The sequence below is a fragment of the Lysinibacillus sp. NPDC094403 genome (assembly GCF_050278745.1).
Taxonomy (GTDB): domain Bacteria; phylum Bacillota; class Bacilli; order Bacillales_A; family Planococcaceae; genus Lysinibacillus.
Genome location: NZ_JBNNTL010000002.1, coordinates 195,370 through 209,060 on the forward strand (window position 1 = coordinate 195,370; position 13,691 = coordinate 209,060).

The window sequence follows — 13,691 nt, forward strand, 5'->3', positions numbered from 1 at the left end:
TTAAATGCCATTTACAGGACAACCAGTACCAAGCACAGTTTATAATGCGTATCGAGCAAAAGTTAGTGACGGTAAAAGTGTTCGAGTGCCAGTTACTGAAAAGACAACCATTGAAGCGGGACTTTTTTATGAAATAAGTGGTTTCTTCGGTTCTGCTATGCAGTCTGTTAAAACGCTAACTGGTGAAACATCAGAGGTTATTTTAAACATTGAACAAGCTGAATACGAAACGGATCAAATTGAAAAAACAAAATCGTTCAAATTGGGAACGAAAATCTATTTTGATAAAGGCAAATTCACTGAAACAAAAAGTGATACAGCTCGCTTTGCTGGTACAGTAACACAAGGCAAAGATGCTAATGGCGTTATTTGGTTCATCTTAGCACCACAAGGAGGCAATGCATAATGGCAAGGGTACACTCGGTAGACACATTAAAAGAACAACGACGACAAGGAACTCACGAAGCGGTGGTTCCTTTTTTAATTAATGGACAACAATCTGAAGTAACGAAAAAAATTGTTAATGGGGAAATAGAGACTTACGAATTATCAACGCCAATCGGTGAAATGATGACATCTGAAACATCTCGTAAAGAATTGCTCCAAAAAGTGGTTCTTGATGTTGAATTAGGGCGTGAGGATGTGCCTGTCCTTTACAAGCCGATTTATGAAACTTTGCAGGACCCAAACTTCCCGCGTGAATTTGAAGCGAAATGGGCGCAGTATGGTACTGTGGTATTCTTTGAACACTTAGAAGGTGAAGAAGTTAAGTTTGGTAGCCTACAAGCTGAACAAGGACCAATCGCTCGACTCAAAGGGTATGCAACTGGATTCGAGTATACAAAAGAGATGCAAATGTTTAATCAAACATTTAATTTTGAATTGCTAAATAAAGCATTTGGAGAGGCACACAACGCTTTGTTAAATCATTTGCACCTAGCACCAATTCTAAAACATAGCTATAAAGCAGCAAATAAAACCGCTCCTGTTTTTGTAAAACCAGATGGAAGTACTGGCACAGCTACAGACGCACACCACATCTTGTCATTACGTGCTACGTTACGCCAAGGCCTAAAGGATGCTCGTACTGCAAAGCGTCCAGGAACCGTCCTTCTTGCCAATTCAGCTCATAAAGAAGATATTCAAGATGCACTGAGTAGCATGACACTACAAGCGACGCCATATGGAGCTACAACTGGTATTAACGACATCATCTATTACGATGGTTGGGAAGCACAAGTATCTAAAAAATCAGAGGTTTATGAAGGTGTTCCACAAGGCAAGGTATATCTAATCCGTCCGAAACGTGGGTTTAAAGAATTAATCAAACAAGCTTTACAAATCAATGCAACGATGGGCGATTTGACTCGTCTAGTTGAAGCTCAGGTCGTTGGAGACTTCTGGCGTGGAGTATTTGCTGCAGTTGAGGAAAACGTTCAAGAAATCACGTTACCAGGGCGATAAGGTGGTGAGTTAGATGGAGCCGACAGTTGCTTTACGTGAACGACTTCGGAAAATGATTAATGACAGGATTCCAAAAGGCGGCACAGATAAGGAAACAACTTTTTCAAATGCTGAATTGGATGATATGTTACGAGAATCTGAGAGTATCTATTATGCCGCTTCTGAAGGATGGACCATAAAGGCTGGTTTACTCGAAGGTGACATCGAGGGTTATTCTGCAGGTAATGAAAAGTATGAATTAACAAAGTTACAAGATAGGTTGGCACATGCTTTGCGGATGGCTCAAAAGTATAAAGATCAATCGGAAGAAGTGGAAGAACAACAACCTAGTCTTTTATTAAAATTTAAGGGTCCGGATGTGATGTGATGGACCATGTAGAAATGCGACGAAAGCATACAAAATGGAACATCAAGCAAAATCCCACTACGATTACTATTAACCGAACAATAAAGAAAAAGGCACAGGGCTACATCGATGAGCAAAACATTGATGTTGGCCCTTTTGTTGTTCGTATCTTTAACTCGGGTTCATCTAGCCCCCAAGCTATTACAACTCTTGCTGGGGAGAAGCAAACGGACACGTATTTCGGTATATTGGCAGATTTTGAAGCGGACATACAAGCAAGTTCAACCGTTAAAGATGAATTTTTAGTAGATGGTATTAGGTATCTAGTGAAGGCTATTTATCCTCAGAAAATTAATGGCGAGGTAGTTGGGTATCAAGGTGAGCTAGAGAGGGTGATATAATGCCGCTTCATTCATTTAAAGAAAAGTTGGATAGGAAGGTTGCTGGTTTACATGCACTTGGTGAGCATCTAGGTAAAAAGCTAGAATCAGAAGCGAAATCAATTGCTAGTTGGACTGACCGCACCGGTGCAACTCGTGCAGCTATACATGGTGGAGCTGATAAAACTGACAAAGGAACAACAGTATATGTTGCTCACGGTTCTAAGGTTGGTATGTATCATGAACTTGGCACAGGTATTTACGGTCCAAACAAACGACCAATTACACCTAAAAACAAAAAGGCATTAAGGTTCGAAATTGGCGGTAAAACCATTTTTGTTAAGTCTGTAAAAGGTATTAAAGCTAATCCAGTACTTGAAAATACAGCAAAAAAGATTAAAGCTGAAATTGAAAATGCTATCAGGAGGTATTGGCAGTCATGACAACAGTACGTGGAGCGTTGTATGACTTGCTTGTTGAAGGTGTTGCAACTGTTAAAGGTGAGGTGTGGGAACCTTCAGCAGCGGGTCCAAAAATGGAGAAGCCATGCCTAGTACTTCGAGAAGGTCCGCAAACTGAAACAGAAAAGTATGCGGATTTTTCTATTGATTTTGAAGTATGGCCTTATGTGAAGCGGACAACATTTCAGGACGTTGATAATCTTGCAAAAGAAGTAAAAAAAGTTATTGATAAAAAACGTTTTGATGTGGCTGGTAAACCTTTCTATATCGAATTTGTTGGCTCTACAGAGGATATTGTAGATGAAGAATGGGATGCACTAACTAGAGGTTTAAGCTTCAAAGTACATTCTTTATCTTGGCTTGTTCATGAACCTGTCGAACCTGATCCGGTTACAACAATGACTGCCTATTCAAGCATGAAATTCATAGATTTACAAACTAATCCTGCTACATGGAAGCCATCAGATGAACGTCCAGCATTATATTGGCGTCAGGAGGCTATCACAGCAACAGACCCAACAGCATGGGGCGCTTGGATTACTGCAACGCTTAAAGGGCATGTAATCAATCCGGATGTTGCAAAGCGGAAGAAGGTATCTGAAATGGTAGCCCGCCAACTGTTATTAGATAACAGAGCCTACATGTCTGATAAGTCACCGATGAATTTTGAAAATGTTTCAGTAAATGATGGTTACGATCCTTTTAAACAAGGACAAATACATCTGTCAGTTAGATATGGAATTTTAAAAGAAAGACCACGAAATCCGCTACGTCATGTATATACAAATGATAGCGATAAGGCGAAGGGAGCGGTGCATAAATGACAATGCAAACAAAAAAAGTACCTGAACAAGAGTTCAGTCGTGATGAGATCTTAGCAGCTGCAGGTGTGTTTGAGGTATCGGCTGAATTTTTGGCCGGTGCATTAACCCTTGTCGAAGGTGATAAATTAACTCGCGCCCAGGTAAAGGCTGCAATCAAAAAATTTAAAGGACAGAAGGTGTAATACATGGGAATTGGAGCAATGTTTAAGCTCGGTGAGCAAAAAGCTCGTCCAAATGTTTATGTGCGTTGGTACAATGCTGGTGGTTATAAAAGTTATGCTCGCCCGCTGGGTGTAGGTGCAGCACTTGTTAAATCGAATTGGGGACCACTTGAGACAGTTCAAACAATTGAGGCATCAGACAATGATCCAGCTACACTAAAAAAGTTAATCGGATCTGGTCTTGTTGCTGAATTGTTAGAAGAAGCGTTCTTGGGTGGAGCGGTATTTATGCATACAGTTCGTGTTGGTAAAGGAGGAGCAAAGGGAAAACTCGTAGTTTCTGAGACATCTGCAGGAAATGTTGAATTAACAACCAAATATCCATCATCACGCAAGTTTGAAGTGACATTACGAGATGCGTTAGACCCTTCAAAGCGTGAAATTATTGTAACCGAAGAAGGCAGACAACTAGAAAGCTATAGTTATGAAGAAGGTGACAATGAGACACTTGCATTAACAGAGGTGCTTGCTAAGAGTGCTTATTTAGATGTTAAAAAAGTAGCTGATGGTAAATTGCCTTCTGTTGTGAGCCAACCATTGGCAGGAGGAAGTGACCCAACAGTCACAGCCGAAGATTACACATCAGCTATGCCGCTCCTGGAAACAAAATTCTTCGATTCATTAATTTTAGATACTGAAAATACAGCTTTACAAGCATCTGCTCAAGCATTTATTCGTCGTCGTATTCAGGAAGGGTATCGCACGTCAGCGGTGTTTGCAAATGACCTAGAGGATGATTTTAACACTAGAATCCAGAAAGCGAAGGCGTTTAATGATTTCGCCATCGTCTATATTGGCAATGCAGTACGTACCACAACTCGAGTATTAAAAGGTGCTTTAGCTGCTGCTCGTGTTATGGGGATGATGATCTCTGGATCCTATAAATCTAGTCTTACTAAAAATACAATTGATGGTGCTATTGAAGTTGTTGGAGAATTAAAATCTAAAGAATATATCGAAGCGGCCAATAATGGATTAATGGTATTTTCATTAAACTCTGATGGCATTCCGCAAATTGATTACGGTATTAACACACTTGTTTCAATTGGTGAGGATGAAGATGAGGGTTGGAAGAAGATACGACGAATGCGAACTCGTTATGAGTTAATTGACCGTATTGTTCGCAAAGTGGATAAGGCTATGTCTAACAATGTAGACAATAATGCCGATGGACGCCAACATGTTATTACTTTAGCAAATGGTGAAATCAATCAAATGATTGAAGATGGTGGATTGGAATCAGGAGCAATGATAGTTGATCCAAAAACACCACCACAAGGCGATTCAGCATGGTTTACATTTGATAACTTAGTTGACCTAGATGGACTTGAAAAAGCTTATCTTGCATTTGGATTTAAATATTAAAAAAATGAGAGTCGCCTAAAAAGTGGCTCTTTTAATTTTAGGAGGTTTTACAGATGGATGGACGTTATGTATTCCGCCGTTGCATTCCTACAGATACAATCGATGTGGCAAATGTAGCACCGGGGGAAGTACTACAACGTGATTGGTCGTTTCGTGTTAATATGCCACCTGAGTTACAAGAAGAATTAGATTCAGGTGAATTTGATCCACGAAATATCCTACATGGTGTAGATGGTGAACTATACAACGAGGATGGTGATTTTTTAGCTGCTGTCAATGAATGGCAAGCACAAATGTCATTTGAAACGGCTGATTATCAACCCGCTGCTGGATGGGTTATTTGGGGTATTACAACAGGCTACTCCTTTACACTGACATTTAAAGAAACAGTGGTAAATGACATGTTATTAGTAAAGATTCTGAATGGTTTTAAAAAGGGTGGGAAAGGCTTACCGGACTTAAATTTCACAGGTGTTTTACGATCACATAAAAAATAATTTAACGGCGCTGAGTAGGCGCCTTTTTCTATTACAAAAGAAATGGAGCGAATGAAAAATGAATGATAAAAATCTAGACAATGAAGAATTATTAGAAATGGAACCAAGCATCATTGACGGATTGTTACGTGCTTATGAGGATAACAAAGAGGAAACAAAAGAAATTGTCATTTCGAGAAAAGGAAAAACTTTGTTTACTTTTAATGTCCAGCCAGTATCGGAAGAAAAATACGATGAAATTCAAGACAAAGCAACGAAATTTAAAAATAATAAAGCTGGAATCAAGGTTCCTATCGAAACGAATCATCCGAAAATGCGAGCAATGTTAATTTATGAAGCAACTACAAAAGAAGATAGAGCTCGTTTATGGGATAACAAAAAATATTGGGACGCAACAGGATCATTAACGGGCATGCATTTAATTGAAAAGGTACTTAGAGCTGGCGAAAAATCAGCAGTAGTACAAGTAATTGATGACATTTCAGGTTATATGCTTGAAGCGGAGGACATGTTAAAAAACTCATCGGTGCAGGAGGAAGAATAACCCTTCTGCATGAGATTTTTCAACGAACTGGTAAAACTCCGGACGAAATATTAAGCAAACCGAAAAATATTCAGCGATTTTGCTATGCATCAATGACTTATGCGTTGGAAAGAGAGAACGAGATAGCTAGAAAACGAGCAGAAATTTTAAATGGTAGAAAGTAGGTGGATTGAATGTCTAGTAAAGAAGTATATCGAATAGAGATACCTATCACAGTTGAAGATAACTATACTGAAGAGATTCAAAAAGCCGAAAAAGCTATCTTAGCTCTTCAAAAAAAGCTTGGAAAAGATATAAAGATTAAAAGTATCAGTGATTTTGATAGCGCAACAAAGAGTGCTTCTAATTTAGAAAAAGAAGTGAAGAAAGTAAAAACTGCCTCCGCATCAGCAAGTAAAGAAGTCGCCAAAGTAAGCACAAATGTTGATAAGCAGATGTCCCGAGTTGAAAAGCGCATGCAAGAAAAAGCGAATCTTATGCAGCGTATTGCACGACGTAAACAAATGATTGAGATAGGTGTTCGAGATAGAGCATCAAGGACGATCGGTTATGTACAGAGCAAACTCAATAACATTCGGAATGCTAGGGTTGTCACATTTACTATAAAGGCTATTGATAGGGCTACTCGAGTATTAGGTGGTATCAGACGATCTATCACAAGTATTCCAGCTATGATAACGGTAGCTCTATCGTACGTAGGTATTCAAAAATTTAATGATGCTACAGTAGGTGCCGCAATGAGATGGGAAGAGTATGAGGTATCTATGACCCATTGGCTTGGAGGTAATATAAAACAAGCTAAAGAATTAACAAAGTGGATGGGGCAATTTGCTGATACTACACCATTTAGCTCTGCAGAGTTATTCCCAGCTCTAACACATGGTATAAGTATCACGAATGGTGATGTAAAAAAAGCGCAACGATTATTAAAGATAACTTCAGACATGGCATCATTAACCCCTGGTAGAACTGTAGAAGATGCAATGTTAGCACTAGGAAACGCTCAAATGGGTAACTTTGAGATGATGAAGGGGTTTGGCATGAAAGTTACAAAAGAGCAGTTAAAAAAGATGGGCGGGTATGATGGTTTTATAAATGAAGTAGAAAAATCATTTAAAGACGGTGCAGTAAAGCTATCTAAGACTGCATCAGGTATCCTTGCAACATTACGAGGATATAGAAGTTCGCTATTTCGATCCATAGGTACTGGGTTCCTGGAACCTATGAAACCTCGTCTTGATAAAATCAACCTATGGCTTGAAAAAAATCAAGAAACATGGGCCAGATGGAAGCAGACTGTAAGTGACGCGGGTAAAGCTTTTTCTGATATCGTATTTACAAAAGGTGAAGGATTATTCAATTATTTGAATGACTTATTTAAGCCTAAAAATCAATTTGAAATTAGAAAAGGTGGACAAATACCACAGGCAGAAGATATTAATGGACATGATTTATCTATAGGAGCAAAATTTGAAATTATTTTTGATGATGCCAAGGCATATGTAAAGAAAAAGTGGGATGAAAATATTAAACCTGCTATTAGTGAATGGTGGAACTCTACAGGTAAACCATTCATGATTGATAAAGGTAAACTAATGGGGCAAGCCATAATAGAAGGTATGGGGATTGCTCTTAAAGAAGGTATTGGAATTTTAGGTACTCTATGGGGTGATGTTGAAAACAATCGAAAAGATAAAGGTTTATTCAGTAAAGAGACCGGTAGCTCATTTTTAACAGCTGCAGTACCTACTTTTTTAGCTGGTTGGGGAGCCTTTAAATTTTTAAAGCCAATTTTATCAGGTGGTAAATATGTATTGTCTAAAGGTAAAAATATATACGATAAATTTGGCAGAACAAAAACAAAAGAAACACCAAGCACAAAACCAACAACAGGTAATTATTCCGAACAATCTAAACGAAGAACGAAAAATCAAAAATCTCCAGATGACAGTAAGACAAAATCAGTAAGCTACAAAAAAGAATCACCTAAAAATAAATCCTTTATGGATAAAGCGAAAGAAATACCAAAATCATTTATGAATAAAATAAAAGATTTTAAGATTCCTAAAGGCGTAAGTAAATGGACAAAGCGTATTCCTGTTATTGGAGCTGTACTTTCTATTTTTGACGGATTAAGTGGAGGTTCTTCTTGGAGTGGGATTGCTGGTAGTGCTGCTGGAGGATGGGCAGGTGCAAAATTAGGTGCTGGTGGTGGAGCTACACTCGGTTCATTTTTAGGACCTCTTGGAACACTTGCAGGTACAATTATTGGAGGTGTTGGAGGGGGCATTGGAGGAGCCTATGGTGGTGAAAAATTCGGTAACTGGATTATTGGTAAAATTAGTAGTCTGTTTAGTAGCAAAACCGCTTCTGCAGCAGAAGTCACAGCAAAAGATTCTAATTCTCAGTCACCTGCATCAACTACAAAATATACACCCTCAACAAACATTGAAAGCACCGGTAGTAGTGCATTGATTGAACAAAAAGCGCAAGCATTAGCTAAGAAATTAGAAGATGTGACGAGCGCTTTACATCAAAGCGTATATAACGTCTTAACATCATTCGCGGAAGTGAATGTGAGTATAAAATCTTTTAAAACAAACTTTGATAATTTGGTGCAATCAAGTAGTGAAGTAACAGGAAGTTTAAAAAGCACTTTTGCTCCATTACAAATTAGAGGTGTGATATTAGGTGCTAGTATGGATGCATTGACTATGACATTAACGCAATCTAATGCTTATGTTAATGGCACTTACTCACCACTTGCACCGAAGGGGATTCTTTTGAATGCTGGTATGTCTGCATTAATTATTAGTACTCTACAGGCATCCGCTTCTGTATCGTCATTCGCGGGCATTTCAGAAAAAGTGAATGCTTTAAAAGGTGCCATTGATGGTCTACGAACAAGAATCAATAATGTTTCTTTACCCTCTGCAGCACCTGCAGGATCAAAAAGTAGTTCAGGACCAGCACGAAGTAGTGGCGGTGGATATGTGCCATACGCAAATGGTGGTTTAATCAATCGTCCGCACATGGGACTAGTTGGAGAAGCTGGTCCGGAAGCTATTATTCCATTATCACCAAGTCGTAAAGGGCGTGGCCGAGAATTACTATACAGAGCTGCATCGGCTTTAGGAGTTCAACCGTATGCAGACGGTGGCTTAGTTGGTGGGAATATTATAAAAGGCTATGGCGATATAGCTACAGCGAATGGTGTGGCATCCATTAGTGTAGGCGATATTATCCCGCAAGTACAAATAACTGTCCAAGCCAATGAGAATGGGCAAGTTGATTTAAGTAATCTTTCTGATGAAGTTTTAGATGCTATTGGCGTTAAATTGGCTGATAAAGTAACTGAAGCTTTCTCAAATATGATGGTACCGGGGTGATGTTATGGATTTTGCTTTAATCGATCCAGAAACAAAAGATTCTGTTATCTTTCCTGTTGCACCGTCTCAAATAAAAATCTCCATTGGTACAAAAACAATGTCCTTTGAGCCTATTGTGATGGGCAGCGTCACAATACCACGTGGTCGTCAACCTATTACCTTTGAAGTGACAGGGATACTGCCAAAAAGCTCAACCCCATTAGGTAAACGATCCTCTGACTTAGAGCCTAATGAAATTGTTGAAAAGTTTAAGAATTGGAGTGATGCCGGTCCTTATGGTAAGAAGCTCCGACTTGTAATAAGTGAAACCGATTGGAACTTGCCTGTGTATTTTGGTAATTTCGATCCTATTCTTGAAAAAGCAGGTGGCAACCTACCATATTCATTAACCATAAGCGAGTATCGTAACTTTGAGGTTAAAGAAATTACAAATACTCAAAATGTAACTCAGCAAAAGCGTGAAGAAACGAAAACAATGCCGAAAACTTACACTGTGGTTAAAGGTGACAGTCTTTGGACCATAGCAAGAAAGTTAACCGGATCCGGAAACAAATGGCCTGAGCTTTGGAATCTAAACAAAGATAAATTAAAAAGTAAAAATAAAGACTTAATCTATCCGGGTGAGGTCTTAACAATACCGAAGGAATGGTTAAAGTGACAGAAAAGTTATTTGATCTTACAAAAGTTGAATATCGTCTTGTGATTTTACCACCTACTGGAGCGGCGATTGATATTACAAATCTTATAGAATCATGCCACCACGAAGAACTGGACGGAGAGCTATCCGCAAAGGTAAATGTACGAATGAAAAATATTAAGCGCGCTGACGGATGGATTCATCAACACGTCTATCTTGCGAAAAGGCTAGTTTTAGAGGCTAAAAGTGCCGGAAAAAGCTTCACTGAAATTTTTCGTGGTTCTATTTATAATTGGAAAACAATAGCTGAGAATCACACAATTGAATTCATTGCTTATGATCCAAACTATAATATTATGCAGTCAAAAGAACATTTTTACTTTAAAGATGGTATTAGCGGAGGCACATCGATTAAAACAATTGCAAATGATATGGGGGTACCACTAGGACAAATCGACGGACCAAATGCTGCACTGACTAAAAAAATGTATAACGGAAACGTGGGAAATACAATTGCACAACGCCTTGAAGAATCAAAAGAAAAAGGTGATGGTGACTATGTTGTACGTTCAACGAAAGGAAAGTTGGAGTCTATTAAAAAAGGATCTAATACTACCGTTTATGAAATCACAGACACAACAGCAGATGGTGGATATGATATGCATTCTAGCGAAAATTTGGTCACAGTCGTAAAAATTTATGGTAACTCGAGTGAGGATAAACGACCAGCTGTATCAGCAACTAAAACCGGTAAAACTGAGTTTGGAAAAGTGCAAGAAATCTTGTATAAATCAAACTTCAAAAATGCTGGTGAGGCCGATAAAGCTGCAAACACACTGTTAAAAGAGCGTGGGAAACCAGAAATTGAACGTGGTGTAAATCATCCTGACATACCTTGGGTTCGCAAGGGTGATGTTATTATGGTCGCATCTGGAACAATTGGCGGTATGAAAGATGGTAAGCAAACAAGTATTAATTGCATCGTAGAAAGTGTGAGCCGAGACGTTGAAAAAGGTATTATGACACTTATATTGGAGGGTAATAAATGACTAAAAACTTAGGGGGTAATGCTTTAGCAAAGGCAATGACCAAAATTTCAACAGGTGTGTCAGACGAAAAAATCCGCTTCCCTGTTTTAGGTACTATAGATGGTAAACTCAATTTGATGTTAGATGGTTTTTCAAAAAGCATACCAAATAGTGACTATTATCTTTATAAACCACAAGTTAAATTAATTGCACAAACAGGTGAGATTTTACATGAATCATCTTGTAATGCTTTAGATTTAGAATATCTAGTTGAGTTGATCTTGAAGCCCAATGATCGTGTTTTGTGTATACCTATTGAAGATGGTCATACATTTGTGGTTATTGGACATGTGTAAGGAGGTTTAGCACTATGGGCTATGCTACTTTTGATGCGCCAGCTCTAATGTTCGGTGAGGATATTGAAACCTTATATGATGTCAGATCATATAGATATGATTATCAAGAAGGTAAATTAATTATCACCGGTACAGGAAAAACATTGGAAGATACAGCTGTAGATGCTTACCGCTTTTGGGCTATTAAATGTTGCTTGACGGAGCGGTATGAGAGAGCTTGCTACAGTTCAGATTTTGGAATAGAATTTGATGCTATTGTTCGAGCTAATTATCCTCGAGGTATTGCGGAAAGTGAATTGAAACGGACAATTAAAGATGCACTAATGATTGATGAACGCACAGTTAATGTTTCCTCATTTAAGTTTGAATGGGAAGGCGATAGCTGCTGGGTTCATTTTTTGTTGGAAAGTATTTATGGCATTGATCGAATTGAGATACAACGAGGAGGGGAATTGAATGCTAGGGTTTCAGCTGCCTGAACATCTACGAATCACAGAATCTCAAATACATGAAAAAATGCTTAAAATGGCGCCACAAGGTGTTGATACGTCAGAAGGTCACATGTATTGGGACCATACGAAACCAACAGCTATGATAGCGGGTGAGCTTGTAGAGTATACACTTCCTCTCACATTAATGCTTATGTTTCCGCAATTTGCTGTTGGACCATTTTTAGATTATCATGGCTATCCTATTGGGGTGACAAGGAAAGAAGCTGTAAAAGGGACAACCATAGAAACTTTTGTTGGAGATATTGGTCTTGAGATTCCAAAAGAAACAATTATCTTAACCATTGGTGATGAATTTGAGGAAAGTGTACGTTATCAGGTTAAAAAAGGTGGAATTATTGATTCCACTGGTGAGATAAAATTACCTATTGAAGCTGTAGAAGCGGGGTTAAGTGGTAACGTGCCTCCAAACACAATTGTCGGAATTGAAAAACCAATCAAAGGTCTTAAAAAGTTGTATAATGCTGAGCCGGTTACTGATGGTGCTGCTGTAGAAGAAGATGAGAGCTATCGAACACGCATTTTAGAAAGACATCGTAACAAACCACTAAGTGGGGCAAAAAGTGATTATTTGCGTTGGGCGAAAGAAATTGATGGTGTTGGAGATGTGATTGTGCAGCCCTTATGGCGAGGTCCTAAAACCGTCCGAGTATTGATAACTGACCGTAATCGGCAAGTCGCAACTCATCAGTTAATCGATGAAGTGAAAGCCTATATTGATCCAGTGGATGGTATGGGAGAAGGGAAAGCGCCTATAGGAGCGCATGTTACGGTTGACACTATTACTCTCGTATCAATAACTATCAAAGCAACTTTTGTATTAGAAAAGGGTTATGAGCTCTTTGAGGTTCTTCCGGAAGTCGGAAAGAATATTAATGAGTATTTTGCAGATCAATCTATTATTAAATATACAGAAGTTGGTGCAAGAATTATTAAAACGGCAGGGGTTGCGGATTATAGCAATTTACTAATTGAAAATGACATCAAGAATATTATTTTGTTGGAAGGTGAACGTGCAACAGTGAGTGAGGTATTACATTATGAGCCTACAACTTAGTGAAACAACAAAGATAATGTTAAAAGATGTTACACCTATATACTCAAATGATTTGTATTCACTATCAATATTTGAAGCAAACGGATTTAGTATGGAGACGATATCAGAATTTGCAAATAATCTAACAAGTGAGCTGTTCCCTCAAAATGCTACCTGGAGTCTCATCTATTGGGAAGAATTTTTAGGGATTAAAGATATAGTGCAGAAAAATCATGTTGAACGAATTCAGAGGGTTATTTACGAATTAAATAAATACTTTACCGTAACTCTTAAAAGGATGGAGACGGTTGTTAATACATTTGTTGAAAACAAGAATGCAAAAGTAATAGACGTAGATAATGAGTACAGATTTATTATTGTTTTGCCTCAATCAAATAGCAAGATTAGTCCTGGGTTGTTTGAAGCCGTTGAAGAAATTAAACCCGCTCATTTGTTGGCAAGTTATCAATTAGATACAAATGCTAAAGAATATCTCGCTACCGCCTGTTTAAGTGGAGGAACTACGACGATCTATCCATATTATCCAAAAAACTCTAATATGCAAACAAAAATGATATTTGGAGCAATAACTCAAAGTGCACAAAGCATTGAAATCTATCCGAAAGGAGATTAA

General features: G+C 38.4%; 17 protein-coding genes. All 17 read left to right on the plus strand.

Translation table 11 applies throughout. The features are described from left to right. Window positions 1-4 precede the first annotated feature (4 nt). The 17 genes from ACQKMV_RS05215 (at window position 5) to ACQKMV_RS05295 (ending at window position 13,691) form a co-directional block, all read left to right on the plus strand. Window positions 5-406, plus strand: coding sequence for a capsid cement protein (locus ACQKMV_RS05215; RefSeq protein WP_427502711.1), 402 nt, complete (start codon window positions 5-7; stop codon window positions 404-406). Continuing rightward, window positions 406-1,464, plus strand: coding sequence for a hypothetical protein (locus ACQKMV_RS05220; RefSeq protein WP_427502712.1), 1,059 nt, complete (start codon window positions 406-408; stop codon window positions 1,462-1,464). Before ACQKMV_RS05215 ends, ACQKMV_RS05220 begins: the two co-directional genes overlap by 1 nt. A gap of 13 nt (window positions 1,465-1,477) precedes the next feature. Further along, window positions 1,478-1,831 carry a hypothetical protein gene (locus ACQKMV_RS05225; RefSeq protein ID WP_427502713.1) on the plus strand — a complete coding sequence of 118 codons (354 nt, stop codon included), beginning with the start codon at window positions 1,478-1,480 and terminating at the stop codon, window positions 1,829-1,831. Further along, entirely contained in the window at window positions 1,831-2,211 is a 381-nt protein-coding gene (locus ACQKMV_RS05230; RefSeq protein ID WP_427502714.1) for a hypothetical protein, read from the plus strand. The genes ACQKMV_RS05225 and ACQKMV_RS05230 overlap by 1 nt, the downstream gene beginning before the upstream one ends. Next, entirely contained in the window at window positions 2,211-2,633 is a 423-nt protein-coding gene (locus ACQKMV_RS05235) for a hypothetical protein (protein WP_427502715.1), read from the plus strand. The genes ACQKMV_RS05230 and ACQKMV_RS05235 overlap by 1 nt, the downstream gene beginning before the upstream one ends. Further along, window positions 2,630-3,475 carry a hypothetical protein gene (locus tag ACQKMV_RS05240; RefSeq protein ID WP_427502716.1) on the plus strand — a complete coding sequence of 282 codons (846 nt, stop codon included), beginning with the start codon at window positions 2,630-2,632 and terminating at the stop codon, window positions 3,473-3,475. The genes ACQKMV_RS05235 and ACQKMV_RS05240 overlap by 4 nt, the downstream gene beginning before the upstream one ends. After that, window positions 3,472-3,657: an oligoribonuclease gene (locus ACQKMV_RS05245; RefSeq protein WP_427502717.1), complete on the plus strand. Its 186-nt coding sequence runs from the start codon at window positions 3,472-3,474 to the stop codon at window positions 3,655-3,657. Before ACQKMV_RS05240 ends, ACQKMV_RS05245 begins: the two co-directional genes overlap by 4 nt. Window positions 3,658-3,660: 3 nt before the next feature. Continuing rightward, a complete protein-coding gene (locus ACQKMV_RS05250) occupies window positions 3,661-5,061 on the plus strand; it encodes a phage tail sheath subtilisin-like domain-containing protein (protein ID WP_427502718.1) in 1,401 nt (466 codons plus the stop codon). 53 nt (window positions 5,062-5,114) lie between these two features. Next, window positions 5,115-5,558, plus strand: a complete 444-nt coding sequence (locus ACQKMV_RS05255; RefSeq protein WP_427502719.1) for an endoglucanase — start codon at window positions 5,115-5,117, stop codon at window positions 5,556-5,558. A gap of 58 nt (window positions 5,559-5,616) precedes the next feature. Further along, window positions 5,617-6,102 carry a phage tail assembly chaperone gene (locus ACQKMV_RS05260; protein ID WP_427502720.1) on the plus strand — a complete coding sequence of 162 codons (486 nt, stop codon included), beginning with the start codon at window positions 5,617-5,619 and terminating at the stop codon, window positions 6,100-6,102. A gap of 173 nt (window positions 6,103-6,275) precedes the next feature. Continuing rightward, entirely contained in the window at window positions 6,276-9,491 is a 3,216-nt protein-coding gene (locus tag ACQKMV_RS05265; protein ID WP_427502722.1) for a hypothetical protein, read from the plus strand. A 4-nt stretch (window positions 9,492-9,495) separates the two neighbouring features. Further along, window positions 9,496-10,149: a LysM peptidoglycan-binding domain-containing protein gene (locus tag ACQKMV_RS05270; RefSeq protein WP_427502723.1), complete on the plus strand. Its 654-nt coding sequence runs from the start codon at window positions 9,496-9,498 to the stop codon at window positions 10,147-10,149. Beyond that, the gene (locus tag ACQKMV_RS05275; protein ID WP_427502724.1) at window positions 10,146-11,177 is read left to right on the plus strand and encodes an XkdQ/YqbQ family protein; all 1,032 of its coding nucleotides are present in this window, start codon (window positions 10,146-10,148) and stop codon (window positions 11,175-11,177) included. The genes ACQKMV_RS05270 and ACQKMV_RS05275 overlap by 4 nt, the downstream gene beginning before the upstream one ends. Continuing rightward, complete coding sequence (locus ACQKMV_RS05280; RefSeq protein ID WP_427502725.1) at window positions 11,174-11,512, plus strand: hypothetical protein; 339 nt, start codon at window positions 11,174-11,176, stop codon at window positions 11,510-11,512. The genes ACQKMV_RS05275 and ACQKMV_RS05280 overlap by 4 nt, the downstream gene beginning before the upstream one ends. Window positions 11,513-11,526: 14 nt before the next feature. Next, entirely contained in the window at window positions 11,527-11,991 is a 465-nt protein-coding gene (locus ACQKMV_RS05285) for a DUF2634 domain-containing protein (RefSeq protein ID WP_427502726.1), read from the plus strand. After that, the gene (locus tag ACQKMV_RS05290; protein WP_427502727.1) at window positions 11,969-13,078 is read left to right on the plus strand and encodes a baseplate J/gp47 family protein; all 1,110 of its coding nucleotides are present in this window, start codon (window positions 11,969-11,971) and stop codon (window positions 13,076-13,078) included. The genes ACQKMV_RS05285 and ACQKMV_RS05290 overlap by 23 nt, the downstream gene beginning before the upstream one ends. Beyond that, a complete protein-coding gene (locus tag ACQKMV_RS05295) occupies window positions 13,062-13,691 on the plus strand; it encodes a putative phage tail protein (protein WP_427502728.1) in 630 nt (209 codons plus the stop codon). Before ACQKMV_RS05290 ends, ACQKMV_RS05295 begins: the two co-directional genes overlap by 17 nt.